Consider the following 15,246-nt stretch of genomic DNA (forward strand, 5'->3'; position numbering starts at 1 on the left):
CCGCCTTACACTACGAACCGTGCCCGCGAAAGCCGGCACGGTTTTTTTATTGCCGCGCGGGCGTCATCCCGCCGCTCCGTCCACCGACGGCCGCACGCCGCCCCCCATGTGGCCAAAAGGCTTCTCCGTTTTGCGATGAACGACGATCAGCTGTTGCGTTACTCCCGTCATATCCTGCTCGATGAAATCGGTATCGAGGGCCAGGAGCGTCTGCTGGCCGCCCACGCGGTAATCGTGGGTGCGGGCGGTCTCGGCTCACCTGCCGCGCTTTATCTGGCGGCCTCTGGCATCGGGCGCATTACCTTGATCGATGACGACGATGTCGATCTCACCAACCTGCAACGCCAGATCCTGCACGACACCCACAGCGTGGGTCATCCGAAGGTGATCTCGGGCCGCAATCGCATTGCTCAGGTCAATCCGGGCGTGGTGGTAGACGTCGTCAACGAGCGAGTGGACGAAGTTCGCCTCACTGCGCTGGCAAAGACGGCGAGCGTGGTGCTCGACGGTTCCGACAACTTCGTCACGCGCCATGCGGTCAATCGCGCGTGCGTGGCGGCCAAGGTGCCGCTGGTCTCGGGCGCTGCGCTGCGCTTCGATGGGCAGATCAGTGTGTTCGACGTGCGCAACGACACGTCACCCTGCTACGAATGCATCTTCCCCGCAGATGAGCCGTTCCCCGAGCAAGCGTGCGCCACCATGGGCGTGCTGGCGCCGCTCGTGGGCATCATCGGCAGCATGCAAGCCGCCGAGGCGATCAAGGTCATCACGGGGGTCGGTGTGCCGCTGGTAGGCCGTCTGCTGATGCTCGACAGCCGCAAGATGAGTTGGCACACGATGCACTGCGCGCGCAATCCGGAATGCAAGGTCTGCGGACAGCGTCACTGAGTGACGTCGATTTTTTTGTGCCGATTCCGAGAGTTCACGCGCGAAGCTGAGCAGATATAAAAAATGCGGGCACCCCGTTACCGGGGGCCCGCATTTTTTTGCGGCAACGAAAAACTAGGCGACCGCGAGACGCGCCAGCGCCGCCTGCATTTCCTCGGGCTCCGTCGCCGCCAGCAGTTCCTGCACCGGCCGCTCGAGATCGGGCAGATGTGCGCGCAAGATCTCCTGCTTCACCTGAAGTAACTGGCTCGGATGCATCGAGAACTCGCGCAAGCCCATGCCCAGCAGCAGACGCGTTGCCGTCGGGTCGCCGGCCATTTCACCGCATACCGCCACCGGCACGCCATACGCGTGTGCCTCGCGGATCGTCATGGCAATCAGGCGCAACACGGCCGGATGCAGCGGATCGTAGAGATGCGCCACCGCGTTATCGGCCCGGTCGATCGCCAGCGTGTATTGAATCAGATCGTTCGTGCCGATCGACAGGAAGTCGAGCCGCTTGAGGAACATCGGCACGGTGAGCGCGGCGGCGGGCACTTCGATCATCGCGCCGAGTTTCACGCCCGGGTCGTAGAGCAGACCGGCCGCGTCGAGCTGTGCCTTGGCTTCGCCCACGAGCTCAAGCGTCTGATCGATCTCTTGCGCGTGCGCGAGCATCGGGAACAGGATTCGCACCTGACCGAACGACGACGCGCGCAGAATCGCCCGCAACTGTGTGAGGAACATGCGCGGTTCGGACAAGCTCCATCGAATGGCACGCAAGCCCAGCGCCGGGTTCGACGCGGTCTCGTACGACTCGTGGCTGTCGAGCGGCTTGTCGGCCCCGACGTCGATCGTGCGAATCGTGAGCGGCAACCCCTTCATCGACTCGACCGCACGTTTGTACGCCTCGAACTGCTCCTCCTCCTCCGGCGCCTCTTCCATATTCATGAAGAGGAATTCCGTGCGGAAGAGCCCCACACCGACGGCGCCCGCAGCCACAGCAGTCTTGGCGTCTTCCGGCAACTCGATGTTGGCGAGCAGCTCGATGGGGGTGCCGTCGATGGTCTGTGCCGGCGAGTGCTTGAGCCGTTGCAACCGGCGGTCTTCGAGCGCGCGCTCGCTCTGCCGGTAGCTGTACTCTTCGAGCACGATCGGTGCCGGGTCGACGATCACGATGCCGTGGTCGCCGTCGATGATGATGATGTCGTCCTGCTTGATCAGCAGACTGGCCTGCGCCACGCCGACCGATGCCGGAATGCCCAGACTGCGCGCGACAATCGCCGTGTGCGAGGTCTTGCCGCCCAGGTCGGTGACAAAGCCCTTGAACGTCTGCGACTTGAACTGAAGCATGTCGGCGGGGGCGATATCGCGGGCCACGACGATCATGTCGTCGCGCGGCGTCTCGGCCACCACGTGCCGGATGCCGGGCGCCCCGGCGAGTGCCTTGAGCACACGCTCCGTCACTTGCTCAATATCGGCGCGACGCTCACGCAGATACTCGTCTTCGATGTCTTCGAAGCGGGCAACGAGCACTTCCAGTTGCGTGGTCAGTGCCCACTCGGCGTTGTAACGGCGCTCGCGTACGAGCTTGACGACGGCGTCGACGAGCAGCGTGTCGTTAAGAATCAGGGAGTGGACATCGAGAAACGCCCCCATCTCGCCCGGCGCGTCGTCGGGGAGTTCAGCCTTGAGGGTATCGAGTTCTTGCTGGACGCTCGCCTGCGCTTTGCGAAAGCGCGCGATTTCGTCGTCGATCTGGGACGGATCGAGCAGATAGTGCGGGACATCGAGCGTTGCGGGCGCCAGAAGATAGGCGCGGCCGATCGCGATGCCACGCGAGACGGGAATGCCGTGCAGGGTGAAAGACAAGGAAGTCTCCCCAGTTCAAAGGCGGATGATTCGATCCTCCGGGCCGGTGCGGGCCCGATTCCGGCGTTTGGATGGCGCTTGGGCTGCCCCGTTGGCGACGCGCCTGCAAAGCGCCGCCGGACTCGCCACTGGCCATAACAACGCGCTTACTCCCCTTCGCCGAACTTGCCCGCGATGAGGGCCAGGATCTCGTCCATGGCTTGTTGTTCGTCCGTACCTTCGGTCTCGACTTCCACTTTCGAGCCAATGCCGGCCGCCAGCATCATGACGCCCATGATGCTCTTCGCGTTGATTCGCCGACCGTTCCGGGTCAGCCAGACCTCACTCTGAAATTTCGCCGCCAGTTGCGTCAGCTTTGCGGATGCCCGGGCATGCAAGCCCAATTTATTTACGATCGTCGTTTCTTGTCGAAGCATGTTTCAGTGTGACGTAGAGTGTATGGCCGGCGCACCTGCGCCGACTTCCAGAATACCTTTAGATCCGCCTGCAAGCACCTTTTCAGCCAGCGTGTCGAGCGGCACCGAGCGGTAGCAGACCGACTTGATGAGCATCGACAGGTTGACCCCCGCGAGCACCCGCACCTTCGGCCCGACCAACTGCGCCGCGATGTTCGACGGCGTGGCGCCAAACAGGTCGGTGAGCACCAGCACGCCGTTTTCTTCGTGCAGTTGTGCGAGCCGTTCGCGGGCGACGCCGAGCAGCGCCGCCGTGTCCTGGTCGGGCGCAACGTCAATCGCACCGATGCGCGCCGGACAGCCGCCGTAAATATGTGAAACACACTCGCGAAGGGCTGTCGCGAGCGGTGCGTGGGCAATGATCAGAATTCCAGCCATGATGCTAGGCGCGCCGAGCGCCGTGGATGTCCGGGGTACGAACACAACGACGAACGCAGGCCTGTCGATTTTGGGACTCTCATTTTAGCAGGCGCGCAAAATCCCCGTGTTTTCATCACGTTAGGGTCTGTACCGACGTGTCACAAAGCCGTGCGCACCGGCCGCAGACCCTTGCTGGCCTTAGATCGCGAGTTCCAGCGCGTCGATGAACATCTTCGGCACGTCGAATCCCGTCTGGTCCGTGATTTCCTGGAAGCACGTCGGACTGGTGACGTTCACTTCCGTGAGGTAATCCCCGATCACGTCGAGACCCACGAGCAGCAGGCCACGTTGCCAGAGTGTCGGCGCCAGCGTTTCTGCAATCTGACGGTCACGTGCGGAAAGATCGCGCGCTTCGCCCAGACCGCCTGCGGCCAGGTTGCCGCGGACTTCATTGCCTTGCGGAATGCGCGCCAGCGAGTGCGGCACCACTTTGCCGCCAATCACCAGAATGCGTTTGTCACCGAGCTTGATGTCAGGGATGAAACGCTGCGCCATCACCGAGCGGGCACCGTTCTCACCCAGCATCTCGATGACAGCGCCAAGATTGCGGCCATCCGGGCCAATACGGAACACGCCCGTGCCACCCATGCCGTCGAGCGGCTTGTAGATCGCGTCGCCATGTTCCGCGTGAAAGGCACGCAGCCGTGCGGCATCGCGTGTGACCAGCGTCGGCGTGACGAACTCGCCAAACTCGGCAATCGCGAGCTTCTCCGAGTGGTCGCGAATCGCGCTGGGTTTGTTGAACACGCGGGCACCGGCGCGCTCTGCAATTTCGAGCAGCCACGTGGAGTTGATGTACTCCATGTCGAACGGCGGGTCCTTGCGCATGATCACGGCGTCGAACGCCGTGAGCGCGGCCACGCGCGTATCGATGGTTTCGTACCAGCGTTCAGCATCACCGGTCAGGCGAATCTCCTGCACGCGTGCGTCCACGCTGTCGTCTTGCCACGCCATTTCGTGCGGCTCGCACGCGAAAATGCGATGCCCGCGACGCGCGGCTTCGCGCATCATCGAGAACGTGGTGTCCTTGTAGATTTTGAAGTGGTCGAGCGGGTCGGCGATAAAGAGAATCTGCATCGATCGGCGGGGGTCTTGGAGGTTCGGATGCACACACCGCATGCTGCGGCGACAGGCGTCTATTCTAGCCGAGCCGCCGTTTTGCCGCTGCGCACCGATGCGTTTGAAACGCCACACCCCGGGCCGCCCAGCCCCCGTAACAAGGTGGCGTCGCGCACCGGGTCCAGCCGGGCGCGCATCGCCGACAGGTGCGTTTTAAGCGTCTGTACGCCGATGCCGCAAGCCTCGCGCGCCTGCGCCCGCGACTGACCGGAAAGCAGCCGCATGGCGATTTCACGCTGCACGGGCGTCAGCGGCGTGGCCCAAAGGCGATGCAGCAGCCGTATCGCCGGAGGCACGGCAAGGTGCAACGCGATGCGTACCCGCTCCGTGGGGCGTCCGTTCATGCCGCGCAGACGGGTCGCCTGAAGATGCAACGTGCCACCCGGCAAGGCAACCCGCCGGCTCGCGTGGCGCGCAGGGGACGCGGGAAACACGGTAGGCACGGGAGGCACGATTAACTCGGGAGACATGGCAGGTGCAGCCGCTTCCGGCAGCGAGGTCAACTCGGCGGCCAGCGCGTGGCACTCCCGTACGACAAGACAGGCGTCGGGCCAGACGTCGCCGGAAGCGCCTCGCCACACGCGCTGCATCAGGCCTAGCGCGGCGGAATCGGCCCATTCCGGCTGTCCGTGATGCCAGACAAGCGTGCCGCAGATATCGCGGCAGAGCGGGTCGACGGGATCATCACCGGCGTCCCGGCCGAATGCAGACACCGGGAAAACGGCCTTCCCGGCCTCGGGCCACGGCAAAACGGGACGCGTCGGCGCTATCGCAAATTCCGCAGCGGCATGCTCGAACATCTGCACTTCATACGCACTAAAGCGCCGATGCGTCTTGTCGCGGGAAACCAGAATGCGCAGCGGGCCCATGCGTTGCGCAAAGTCAGCCGGGTGAGCCACATCCACCGCATCCACCGCGTCCACACCGTCCATCTGGCCGGCCCGATACCTGAGCACGGGCATCAGACAAATATCCAATACGTCGCCATCGCCCAGACACGCGTCGAATTCCGGAGAGCGGGTGAGCGTCGGCGAGCATTCTCCGGCGGCGTCCAGCGTGCGACGCGACGAGCGGACCCGACGCGCATGGCCGCGAATCAGCCCGCCGGGCGACATCGGAAACCACCCGTCGTCACCCGACGCCGCCACCCCACCGCTGGCGGCAAACCGTTCGCAAGCGGACACCGACGATTGCGGCGCGAACCAATTCCCGGCCATTGATCGCCGGGTATCGCCGTCATGCCACAGGGCCGCCACGGCATCCGCCGAGAGCAGCGTGCGTAGCGTCTCCAGCCATATCGGCAGGTAATCCAGCGTGGACACCGGCAACTGATGGAGTTGCCGAAGACACGCGCGCAAATCCCCCTGTATTCCCATGCAACTCCCACGCTGAAGCATTCCAAGGAAAATTCTTAATCTGTCTGAATTCAGAGATACATCCCCCATTCGGGGGATGTTTGCTGCGTCGATCGCCCGCATCATCACGCCATTGCTCGACGCGAAAGCCCCTTCGAACAGCCGATCGGCGGCACGGTACACCGGATCGACCACAAGCGGGACGAAGGGGAAAAAGCAAGAGACAGGGGAATACGCGAGGAGAGACAGGTTTGCGGGGGGGCCCGCCCAGGGAAGCCCCGATTTCCGGCCGCTGCATGAGGCAGCCGGTAAATGTGACGCCCGGCTAGTCGGGGGGCCAGCCGGGCGTCTTTTTATTTCCGCTTCCCGTTGCAGGAAGCGCAAGACGCCTCCGCCGTATGCAGACATTGCACCGGCAGAGCGCCTCAAATTCAGAAACTTCTCATTCGAACCGTCCGCGCGTCTGATACCCACAGAGGTCAGACGGGCGGCACGCATGGCGACATCGCCACACCGATCAGTACGTTTCCGGGTCCGGGTCCGTCCGTTCGAGTTCGATCGACGACGCCAGCAACGCGAGACGCGCCACCACGCCATACATATAGAAGCGGTTCGGCGGCGCAGCGCCCGGCTTGGCGTGAACGTCCGGCAACGCCGTGTGTTCGAACGCCAGCGGCACGAAGTGCATACCCGGTGCGTTCAGGTTCTCGTCGGTGCCACGGCCCGTGTGCACCCGGTAGAAGCCACCGACCACATAGCGGTCGATCATGTAGACCACCGGCTCGGCCACCGCCTCATTGATGCGCTCGAACGTGTAGACGCCCTCTTGCACGATCACGTCATGCACTTCGAGGCCGTCCTTGACCACACTCATCTTGGTGCGTTCGCGCCGGTTCAGGTTTTTGATCTCGGCGGCGTCGTGCACCATCATCACGCCCATGCCATACGTCCCGGCATCGGCCTTGATCACGACAAACGGCTTCTCGGTGATGCCGTACTCGCGATACTTCTTGTTGATCTTCTTGAGCACCGCGTCGACCGTGTCGGCAAGCTTCTCCTCGCCCACGCGCTCATCGAAGTCGATGCCTTCGCACTTGGCGAAGTACGGATTGAGCATCCACTGATCGACGTCGATCATCTTGGCGAACTTCTTGACGACATCGTCGTACGCCGAGAAATGCTGGCTCTTGCGGCGCACGGCCCAGCCTGCGTGCAGCGGCGGCAGCAGATATTGCTCGTGCAACCCTTCGAGAATCGGCGGAATGCCGGCCGACAGGTCGTTGTTGAGCAGAATCGAACAGGGATCGAAATTCTTGAGGCCCAGCCGGCGCTGCGAGCGCTCCAGCGGCTCGATCACGACATGCTGGCCGTCGGGCAGTTCGATCGTGGTCGGCTCGGTAATGTCGTCCGAGAGGCTGCCGAGACGCACGTGCAGCCCCGCGTGACGCATGATCGTCGACAACCGGGCGATGTTCTGAAGGTAGAACGAGTTGCGCGTGTGACGCTCGGGGATCAGCAGCAGGTTCTTGGCATCGGGACAAATCTTCTCGATGGCGGCCATGGCAGCCTGCACCGCGAGCGGCAGCACTTCAGGGGCCAGATTGTTGAAGCCGCCGGGGAAGAGATTCGTGTCGACGGGCGCGAGCTTGAAACCGGCATTGCGCAAGTCGACCGAACAGTAGAACGGCGGCGTGTGCTCCTGCCACTCCAGCCGGAACCAGCGCTCGATGGCGGGCGTCGCATCGAGAATCTTCTTTTCCAGGTCGAGCAGGGGGCCTTTCAGGGCCGTGACGAGATGCGGAACCATGCTTCTCTCATATCCAGATGGAATATCGATTGTAGAGCAAACGCCTGGCATTCCCGCCGTTCGCCATGCCCCGTGAAGGGGCACCGCGCTTTGAGGGGATAGCGGTGCGATGCCGCGATGAGAAAAGATGGGGGCAGATTCGAGAAACGCAAGCGCCGGCAGCGCGGCAATCGACCGGGCAATCGGCGGCGCATAAAAAAACGGGCACCCGAGGGGTGCCCGCACAATACCGGGCCGGCTGTCCGACCGGCGCCAGTAACTCCTCTCTTGCTCGTCTATCAGTTGTGATAGGCGGATTCGCCATGCGAGGTGATGTCCAGACCCTCGCGTTCTTCGTCTTCCGGCACCCGCAGGCCCAGCACGATGTCGGCAATCTTGAAGGCGATGAACGCCACCACGCCCGACCACACCAGCGTGGTCAGCACGCCCTGGAACTGAATCCAGACCTGACCGGCGATCGAGTAATCCGGGGCCACCTTGTTGGCCACGTAGTCATAGATGCCCGTACCGCCCAGCGACGGCGCCGCAAACACGCCCGTCAAAATCGCGCCGAGCATACCGCCCACGCCGTGCACGCCGAACACGTCGAGCGCGTCGTCGGCCTTGAGCAAACGCTTCAGACCGTTCACACCCCAGAGGCAGACGAAACCGGCGATCAGGCCGAGCACGATCGAGCCCATCGGGCCGACGAAACCTGCTGCCGGCGTCACCGCCACCAGACCGGCCACCGCCCCCGAAGCACCACCGAGCATCGACGGCTTGCCCTTGCCAATCCACTCACCGGCCGTCCACGACAGCGTGGCGGCGGCGGTTGCCAGCAGCGTGTTCACGAAGGCCAGCGCCGCGCCACCGTTGGCTTCCAGACCCGAACCGGCGTTGAAGCCGAACCAGCCGAACCACAGCAGCGACGCACCGATCATCGTCATGGTGAGCGAGTGCGGCTTGAACGCTTCCTTGCCGAAGCCCACGCGCTTGCCGACCATGTACGAGCCGACCAGTCCCGCGATAGCGGCGTTGATGTGCACCACCGTGCCGCCTGCGTAGTCGAGCGCCCCCTTCTGGAACAGCCAGCCTGCGTGCGCCGTTGCAGCGTCAGCGGCAGCCTGATCGGTGAAGGCGTCCGGGCCCGGCCAGAACCACACCATGTGGGCCATCGGCAGGTACGAGAACGTGAACCAGATCACCGTGAAGAGCAGCACGGCCGAGAACTTGGCGCGTTCGGCGAAGGCACCGACGATCAGCGCACAGGTAATGGCCGCAAACGCTGCCTGGAACGCCATGTAGGCGTACTCAGGCACGTTCACGCCCTTGGTGAAGGTCGCGGCCACCGAATCCGGCGTCATGCCCTTCAGGAACAGCCGGTCAAAGCCGCCGAAGAATGGCCCGCCCTCGGTGAACGCAATGCTGTAGCCGTAAATCGACCAGAGCACGACGACCAGCGAAAAGATGATGAAACACTGCATCAGCACCGACAGCATGTTCTTCGAGCGGACCAGACCGCCGTAAAACAGGCCCAGACCGGGCAGCGTCATGAGAATCACGAACGCCGTGCAGGTCAGCAGCCACGCCGTGTCGCCCTTGTTCGGGGGCACGGGTGTCGGCTCAGCGGCAGGCGCGGGAGCCGCCGCCGCTGCCGGCGCAGGTGCGGCGGCAGGGGTAGCGGGGGTTGCCGCCGCAGCAGGTGCAGCAGCGGGTGTGGCGGTTTGCGACGCGGCGGCAGGTGCCGAAGCGTCTTGGGCGAGGGCGACGGACGAACCGAGGCCGGCGGCACCGACGACACCCATAAAGGCGCCGGCGAGCAAGAGTTTGGCAAGCAGTTTTTCATGATTGTTGTCTCTTTTGTAGGACCTTACAGCGCGTCTTCGCCGGTCTCTCCCGTACGGATGCGGACCACGTGTTCGACGTTGGACACGAAGATCTTGCCGTCACCGATCTTGCCGGTTCGGGCAGCCTGTTCGATAGCATCGATGGCCTGATCGAGCAGGGCATCGCCGATTACCGCCTCGATCTTCACCTTCGGAAGAAAATCGACGACGTACTCTGCACCACGGTACAGCTCGGTGTGGCCTTTTTGGCGGCCGAAGCCTTTGACTTCGGTGACCGTGATACCCGCCACGCCAATGTTCGAGAGTGCTTCACGCACTTCGTCGAGCTTGAAGGGTTTCACAATTGCGGTAATCAGCTTCATGATGAGTCGCTCCTTAGAATGTCTTCGACACGCTTACGACGACAGTAGCCTTGGAAAGCACTTTGCCCGAGTTTGCGGCGGTGTAGTACTGCTCTTTGGCGTTGGTGTCGACGTAGGCGACCGACACGGAGAAGTTCTTGCCGAGGTCTTTCGACAGGCCGATCTTCCAGTCGGTATAGCTTGCCGCGCTGAAGTTGTGCACCCACTGATGGCCCACGTGACCGACGGCCGAGATGCCCCAGAAGCCGGTGTCATAGGTACCCGTCAGGTCGAGGTAGCCGCTCCCCGAGGTGTCCTCGCCGTTGGGGCCCACAAGGCCGAACAGGCGCGTGAGGGCATGTGAATACTTCAGCGTGATGGTTTTCCAGCCCACTGCCGCGTACAGCTCGAACGTGTGCGGACGCGGGTAGAAGGTGCCGGACGGGTACGTGCCCGGGTAGTAGTACTGGAGGCCACCGACATCGATGGTCCAGTCAGGAATGATTTCTTTCTTCCAGCCGCCGTAGAAGTCCATCTCGATCGGTGCGCTGACCGCCGAGTTGCCATCCGAGATCCAGCTGATGTTTGACGCCCACACACCGGCGTACAGCCCGGATTCGTGTGCGAGGTCAAAGCCGCCCTGAACTGCCGGACGCTTGCCCGTTTGCGAAATGCCGCGGAACCGGTAGTCCGAGAACAGACCGATGTTCGCGGTCACCGTCAGCGGTTCAGCAGCCGCATCCGCCGCGGCCGGTGCGGCAGCCGGCGCTGCCGCGGGTGCGCTGCCATCGGCGGCGGCCTGCGCGTAAGCGCCAGCCGTCAATGCCATTGCACCAAAGAACACACAGCCAGCCATCGCAGTCGACACTTTATTCATCACTTTCCCCTAAGTTGAAATCATTCGTCTTGGTACAGCGTGCGGCAGGTTCCGGGAACAGGTAGAGCAACTCCCGTGCCAGCTCCTGCGTTTAGGTACGCTGCGTCGCGCAAGATACGGATTCCGGGATAAAAAATTGGCAAAATTGCGGGGAACGTTAGGTGGCCTGAGACGGGCGGCAGCCCCGCCCCATCCCGGGCAGGGGTCGGCTGGGCGGGCCTGGGCGCTGGCTGGACGCAGAAAACGGTGATAGAGTTGCGCCAACGTTGACGGCCCTGTGCCCGTGCACCACGTTGCAACGGCGAGACGGCCGGACGACTGGCGCGAAGCACACTGTCGGTGCAAGCACCACGTTGGTGCGGGGAAATGATGAGAGGAAGGCTTATGAAACCGAACGAGATCCTGCAAGACATGCAAGCCAAGGTGAGCGAAATGCTCAAGCAATCGCCCGCCAAGGATATCGAGCGCAACGTCAAAAGCCTGCTGAACCAGGGGTTCACGCGCCTCGATCTGGTGACGCGCGAGGAGTTCGACGTGCAGGCGCAGGTGCTGGCCCGTACGCGCGAGAAGCTCGAAGCACTGGAAAAGCGCGTCGCGGCGCTTGAGAGTCTGCGCAACGAAGCGCAGGACTAACGAATTCAGATGGGGGCGCTAAGGCGCCCCTTGTGATTTCTGGCGATGGGCAGGCCGCCCAAGCCATCTTCATCGCGGAATAGTCTCCGGTTCCGCGTCTATTGCGCTTCTATTCTGCTTCTGCCCTCAGACGTCTCCGAGCGGCAGGCGGCACTCGCCGTAAATCCCCAGCTTGCATTCCGAAATATCCCCATCGACGCGCTTTTGACGCGATAAGTCATTGCGATGCACCGTTGCGGTCGGTGACTATCGACAACGATCCATTGCGCAAGGGGGATGTCATGTCATTGGCAGTTGTCAGCAGTCGCGCGCTTACCGGCATGGCGGCGCACCCCGTCACGGTCGAGGTGCATCTGGCGAACGGGTTGCCGGGCCTGTCGCTGGTCGGGTTGCCCGATACCGAGGTGAAGGAAAGCCGTGAGCGCGTGCGCTGCGCACTTCAGAACAGCCGCTTCGAATTTCCCGCTCGCCGCATCACCATCAATCTCGCCCCGGCGGATTTACCGAAGGCGTCGGGCTGTTTCGACTTGCCGATTGCCCTCGGCATTCTCGCGGCGAGCGGACAGTTGCCTGAAGCGGGGCTGCGCACACACGAGTTCGCGGGGGAGTTGTCGCTTACGGGTGAACTGCGGCCCATTCGCGGCGGACTGGCGATGGCCAGCGCCGTCGCCGCATCGCCCGGGGACCGGGCTCTTGTTCTGCCATTGGCCAATGCGCAAGAGGCAGCACTCGTGGAAACCGCGACCGTGTACGGCGCGCGCACGTTGCTCGATGTGTGCGCGCATTTGGCCGAGGGGGAAATGGCGGTGCGGCTTACGCAGGCGCGGGTGCAGGCGATGGAACGTGCGGAAAGCGACGAAGATCCGCCCGACATGAGCGACATCAAAGGGCAGGACCACGCGAGGCGCGCGCTCGAAGTGGCGGCGGCGGGTGGGCATCACGTGCTGCTGCACGGGCCACCGGGTACGGGAAAATCGATGCTGGCGATGCGACTCAGTACCTTATTGCCGCCACTGAGTACTGCCGAGGCCGTGGAAGTCGCGACGCTCGCAAGCCTTGGCGCGACTGGATTCGATATCAAACGTAGTTGGGGCGTGCGTCCATTTCGAGCCCCCCACCACACGGCATCCGCAGCAGCCCTTGTGGGAGGAGGAAGCAATCCACGTCCGGGCGAAATCAGTCTCGCTCACCGAGGCGTCCTGTTCCTTGACGAACTACCGGAGTTTCAGCGACGTGTGCTTGAGGTGTTACGTGAGCCACTCGAACTCGGGCACGTGACGATCTCACGAGCCACTGCGCGCGCGGCATTCCCGGCGTCGTTCCAGTTGATCGCCGCGATGAATCCGTGTCCGTGCGGCGATCTCGGGCATCCATCGCGTGCGTGCCGTTGTTCGAGTGATGCGATTGCGCGTTATCGCAACCGTTTATCCGGCCCGTTGCTGGACCGCATCGATTTGCATGTCGGTGTCCCGGCGTTGAGTGCAGAAACGCTCGCCGGGCCGTCGCATGGCGAGCGCAGTGCCGTCGTGGCGTTGCGCGTGCGCGAAGCGCGTGAGCGTCAACACGAGCGGCAGGGTCAATTGAACTGCCAACTGTCTGGCCGGGCGCTGGAGACACATTGCACGTTATGCGCCGATGCGCGCGCGGTGCTGCATCGCGCCGTCGAGCAACATCACTGGTCGGCGCGAACCTATCACCGGGTGTTGCGCGTCGCACGCACCGTCGCGGATCTTGCCGGGTGCGATGCGATCGACGTCAGGCACATCGCCGAGGCCGTGCAGTATCGAGAGGCGACAGCGGCATGAGTCTGCCGACGCCGCATCACTCCAACGTAAACGAATCGAGGAACTGATCGACCTGATCTTTGGCAGGGGCTTTTGTCGCCAGCACGACCACCTGATAAACGTGGTTGCCGCGTCCGACGAAACGCGCAGCGACATAGCGCTCGGTCTTGTCGCTGGCCAAGCCTTGCGCAGCGACGGCCAGCCCCGGCACCGACGGCGCATCGCCGGCCTGACGCACCATCACCTGCGTGGGTGTGGCAGCGGTATCGCTCACATTGGCGAGCAACCCGTGTTGCAGTTCGGTGAGTACGGTCTGGCGCAGCGTCGCATCCTCGCTTGGCAGGGTCACGACACCGACGGCAAACAAGGCGGCGTCCACGCGTGCCGCCTGCATATGCATCGGCAGCGCGCCGGAGGCGAACTTCACTTCGCGGGCATCCTGCGTCGGCTTGGCGGGATACGTCACGGCGTAGGCGCCGTCCTTGTCATGCACTTCGCGCCAATCGTAGCGAGGCGTGCAGGCGACAAGCATTGCCAAAGTACCGAGAGCGACGAAAACACGGACAACGCGGTTCATAGCGAAAGGCGGAAATCGGTGAAGGAAGTCGGCCATTATCCGTCATCCCGCGCCACGGTTGCGACACGAGAAACGCGCGATGCCGGAACCCGGTATCATCGGCGCCATGAAACACGGTTCTGCCCCCCTCGCGACAGCATCTTCTTCGCCTGCACGGATCTTCCGCCGCGGGGTGGGAAGTGCCGCGCTGATCGTGGCAACAACGCTCGGCGTCAGCCCCGTGCTCGCCAGTGCAACCGGCACCACGCCCTCGAAAGCCGCGACAACCGCTGCCACCCTCCCCGCCGCCACCGACTTCGCTGCACATGCGCGGCGCGCGGTGGCGCTCGACGTCCCGTTGATCGTGCTCGTCTCGCTTCGCGACTGTGTTTATTGCGGACCGATTCGCCAGCGCGAACTCGCCCCGCTGATGCGCAGCGGCAAGTACGAGGTACGCGAAATCGGCATGGACAGCGCCGCCCCGGTGCGTGATTTCGACGGCACCACAACGACCGGTATCGCGTGGGCACGTGCCCACGGTGTCAAGGTTTCGCCGACGGTTTTGTTCCTCGATACGAACGGACGCGCGATTGCCGATCCGTTGATCGGTGCAGGTCTGCCGGACTTCTACGGCGCCTATCTGGACGACGCCATCGCCAATGCCCGCGCGCGTTTGCACGCCGCCAGCGGCACCACGATGCGCTGAGATTCAGAGTAGAATCGTCGTCACTGAACGGGGCCAAGCGACCCCGCCCGCGAAACCAACTTTGGCTGTTTCATGAGCGCATCGACCTCTCGCAAGTCCCCTCTGGGCAAGATTCTCGCCGTCGCGGTCATCGTGGTTGTGGCCGTTGCTGCGTACTTCACGTTCGCTGGTCAGAAGCGAGCGCCGCAAGCGACCTTCACGTTGCTGTCGGGTCAGAAGCTGAGCCCCGAGCAACTCAAGGGCAAGGTCTATCTCGTGAACTTCTGGGCGACGAGCTGCGTGACGTGCATGAAGGAAATGCCGACGATGGTGCAGACGTACGAGAAGTACAAAGGCCAAGGGCTGGAATTCGTCGCCGTCGCGATGAGCTATGACCCGCCGATGTATGTCATGAATTACGCACAGTCGCGTCAACTGCCGTTCAAGGTGGCGATGGATTCCGACGGCAGCGTGGCCAAGCAATACGGCAACGTGCAACTCACGCCGACGACCTTCGTGGTCGATCGCGATGGCCACGTGCTCAAGCAATATGTCGGCGAACCGGAATACGCCGAACTCGACAAGCTGATCGAGAAAGCACTCGGCAAACAAGCCTGACGCTTCACACGAACGCATCAAACAAAAAGCG

15 protein-coding genes are annotated in these 15,246 nt (G+C 63.1%); 5 read left to right on the top strand and 10 right to left on the bottom strand.

The window, feature by feature from the left end; genetic code table 11:
• Positions 1–135 precede the first annotated feature (135 nt).
• Positions 136–888, top strand: coding sequence for a HesA/MoeB/ThiF family protein (locus CDV46_RS18265; RefSeq protein WP_087724068.1), 753 nt, complete (start codon positions 136–138; stop codon positions 886–888).
• Between the two features lie 114 nt (positions 889–1,002).
• On the opposite strand, the gene ptsP is transcribed toward CDV46_RS18265, so the two are convergent.
• The 9 genes from ptsP to CDV46_RS18310 all read right to left on the bottom strand — a co-directional run bounded on the left by ptsP (position 1,003) and on the right by CDV46_RS18310 (position 10,939).
• Positions 1,003–2,739 (bottom strand): phosphoenolpyruvate--protein phosphotransferase, encoded by a 1,737-nt coding sequence (gene ptsP, locus CDV46_RS18270; RefSeq protein ID WP_087724069.1) that lies wholly within the window; start codon positions 2,737–2,739, stop codon positions 1,003–1,005.
• A gap of 146 nt (positions 2,740–2,885) precedes the next feature.
• Positions 2,886–3,155, bottom strand: coding sequence for an HPr family phosphocarrier protein (locus CDV46_RS18275; protein ID WP_058377092.1), 270 nt, complete (start codon positions 3,153–3,155; stop codon positions 2,886–2,888).
• Positions 3,156–3,158: 3 nt separating this feature from the next.
• Complete coding sequence (locus tag CDV46_RS18280; protein WP_058377091.1) at positions 3,159–3,572, bottom strand: PTS sugar transporter subunit IIA; 414 nt, start codon at positions 3,570–3,572, stop codon at positions 3,159–3,161.
• A gap of 180 nt (positions 3,573–3,752) precedes the next feature.
• On the bottom strand, positions 3,753–4,691 hold the full coding sequence (gene gshB, locus CDV46_RS18285) for a glutathione synthase (RefSeq protein WP_087724071.1): 939 nt from the start codon (positions 4,689–4,691) through the stop codon (positions 3,753–3,755).
• A gap of 59 nt (positions 4,692–4,750) precedes the next feature.
• Positions 4,751–6,109 (bottom strand): helix-turn-helix transcriptional regulator, encoded by a 1,359-nt coding sequence (locus tag CDV46_RS27175; RefSeq protein WP_176399107.1) that lies wholly within the window; start codon positions 6,107–6,109, stop codon positions 4,751–4,753.
• A gap of 496 nt (positions 6,110–6,605) precedes the next feature.
• Entirely contained in the window at positions 6,606–7,895 is a 1,290-nt protein-coding gene (gene gshA / locus CDV46_RS18295; protein ID WP_087689950.1) for a glutamate--cysteine ligase, read from the bottom strand.
• 278 nt (positions 7,896–8,173) lie between these two features.
• On the bottom strand, positions 8,174–9,679 hold the full coding sequence (gene amt, locus CDV46_RS18300) for an ammonium transporter (RefSeq protein ID WP_087724076.1): 1,506 nt from the start codon (positions 9,677–9,679) through the stop codon (positions 8,174–8,176).
• A 65-nt stretch (positions 9,680–9,744) separates the two neighbouring features.
• Positions 9,745–10,083, bottom strand: coding sequence for a P-II family nitrogen regulator (locus CDV46_RS18305; protein ID WP_010804740.1), 339 nt, complete (start codon positions 10,081–10,083; stop codon positions 9,745–9,747).
• Between the two features lie 13 nt (positions 10,084–10,096).
• Positions 10,097–10,939, bottom strand: coding sequence for a TorF family putative porin (locus CDV46_RS18310; protein WP_058377086.1), 843 nt, complete (start codon positions 10,937–10,939; stop codon positions 10,097–10,099).
• A gap of 384 nt (positions 10,940–11,323) precedes the next feature.
• On the opposite strand from CDV46_RS18310, the gene CDV46_RS18315 reads away from it, so the two are divergent.
• Positions 11,324–11,572, top strand: coding sequence for an accessory factor UbiK family protein (locus tag CDV46_RS18315; RefSeq protein ID WP_140413415.1), 249 nt, complete (start codon positions 11,324–11,326; stop codon positions 11,570–11,572).
• A gap of 281 nt (positions 11,573–11,853) precedes the next feature.
• On the top strand, positions 11,854–13,377 hold the full coding sequence (locus CDV46_RS18320) for a YifB family Mg chelatase-like AAA ATPase (RefSeq protein ID WP_087724078.1): 1,524 nt from the start codon (positions 11,854–11,856) through the stop codon (positions 13,375–13,377).
• Positions 13,378–13,393: 16 nt separating this feature from the next.
• Here CDV46_RS18320 and CDV46_RS18325 read toward each other — a convergent pair whose 3' ends face one another.
• Positions 13,394–13,888 (bottom strand): hypothetical protein, encoded by a 495-nt coding sequence (locus tag CDV46_RS18325; RefSeq protein ID WP_249277632.1) that lies wholly within the window; start codon positions 13,886–13,888, stop codon positions 13,394–13,396.
• A 124-nt stretch (positions 13,889–14,012) separates the two neighbouring features.
• Between CDV46_RS18325 and CDV46_RS18330 the strand changes: the two genes are divergently transcribed.
• Both CDV46_RS18330 and CDV46_RS18335 read left to right on the top strand, forming a co-directional pair.
• The gene (locus tag CDV46_RS18330) at positions 14,013–14,618 is read left to right on the top strand and encodes a thioredoxin (protein WP_254916107.1); all 606 of its coding nucleotides are present in this window, start codon (positions 14,013–14,015) and stop codon (positions 14,616–14,618) included.
• Positions 14,619–14,690: 72 nt separating this feature from the next.
• Positions 14,691–15,215 carry a TlpA disulfide reductase family protein gene (locus CDV46_RS18335; protein WP_058377060.1) on the top strand — a complete coding sequence of 175 codons (525 nt, stop codon included), beginning with the start codon at positions 14,691–14,693 and terminating at the stop codon, positions 15,213–15,215.
• The last annotated feature ends 31 nt before the right edge of the window (positions 15,216–15,246 follow it).

It is taken from the genome of Pandoraea sp. PE-S2T-3, assembly GCF_002179965.1.
In the GTDB taxonomy this organism is placed as follows: Bacteria; Pseudomonadota; Gammaproteobacteria; order Burkholderiales; family Burkholderiaceae; genus Pandoraea.

What these genes read in the sequence shown, in the direction of transcription:
- CDV46_RS18330 (WP_254916107.1), top strand. Translation starts at nt 14,013, where the DNA reads ATGCCGGAACCCGGTATCATCGGCGCCATGAAACACGGTTCTGCCCCC.
- CDV46_RS18275 (WP_058377092.1), bottom strand. Translation starts at nt 3,155, where the DNA reads ATGCTTCGACAAGAAACGACGATCGTAAATAAATTGGGCTTGCATGCC.
- amt (WP_087724076.1), bottom strand. Translation starts at nt 9,679, where the DNA reads ATGGGTGTCGTCGGTGCCGCCGGCCTCGGTTCGTCCGTCGCCCTCGCC.
- CDV46_RS18325 (WP_249277632.1), bottom strand. Translation starts at nt 13,888, where the DNA reads ATGCTTGTCGCCTGCACGCCTCGCTACGATTGGCGCGAAGTGCATGAC.
- gshB (WP_087724071.1), bottom strand. Translation starts at nt 4,691, where the DNA reads ATGCAGATTCTCTTTATCGCCGACCCGCTCGACCACTTCAAAATCTAC.
- CDV46_RS27175 (WP_176399107.1), bottom strand. Translation starts at nt 6,109, where the DNA reads ATGGGAATACAGGGGGATTTGCGCGCGTGTCTTCGGCAACTCCATCAG.
- CDV46_RS18310 (WP_058377086.1), bottom strand. Translation starts at nt 10,939, where the DNA reads ATGAATAAAGTGTCGACTGCGATGGCTGGCTGTGTGTTCTTTGGTGCA.
- CDV46_RS18265 (WP_087724068.1), top strand. Translation starts at nt 136, where the DNA reads ATGAACGACGATCAGCTGTTGCGTTACTCCCGTCATATCCTGCTCGAT.
- gshA (WP_087689950.1), bottom strand. Translation starts at nt 7,895, where the DNA reads ATGGTTCCGCATCTCGTCACGGCCCTGAAAGGCCCCCTGCTCGACCTG.
- CDV46_RS18280 (WP_058377091.1), bottom strand. Translation starts at nt 3,572, where the DNA reads ATGGCTGGAATTCTGATCATTGCCCACGCACCGCTCGCGACAGCCCTT.
- CDV46_RS18335 (WP_058377060.1), top strand. Translation starts at nt 14,691, where the DNA reads ATGAGCGCATCGACCTCTCGCAAGTCCCCTCTGGGCAAGATTCTCGCC.
- CDV46_RS18305 (WP_010804740.1), bottom strand. Translation starts at nt 10,083, where the DNA reads ATGAAGCTGATTACCGCAATTGTGAAACCCTTCAAGCTCGACGAAGTG.
- CDV46_RS18315 (WP_140413415.1), top strand. Translation starts at nt 11,324, where the DNA reads ATGAAACCGAACGAGATCCTGCAAGACATGCAAGCCAAGGTGAGCGAA.
- CDV46_RS18320 (WP_087724078.1), top strand. Translation starts at nt 11,854, where the DNA reads ATGTCATTGGCAGTTGTCAGCAGTCGCGCGCTTACCGGCATGGCGGCG.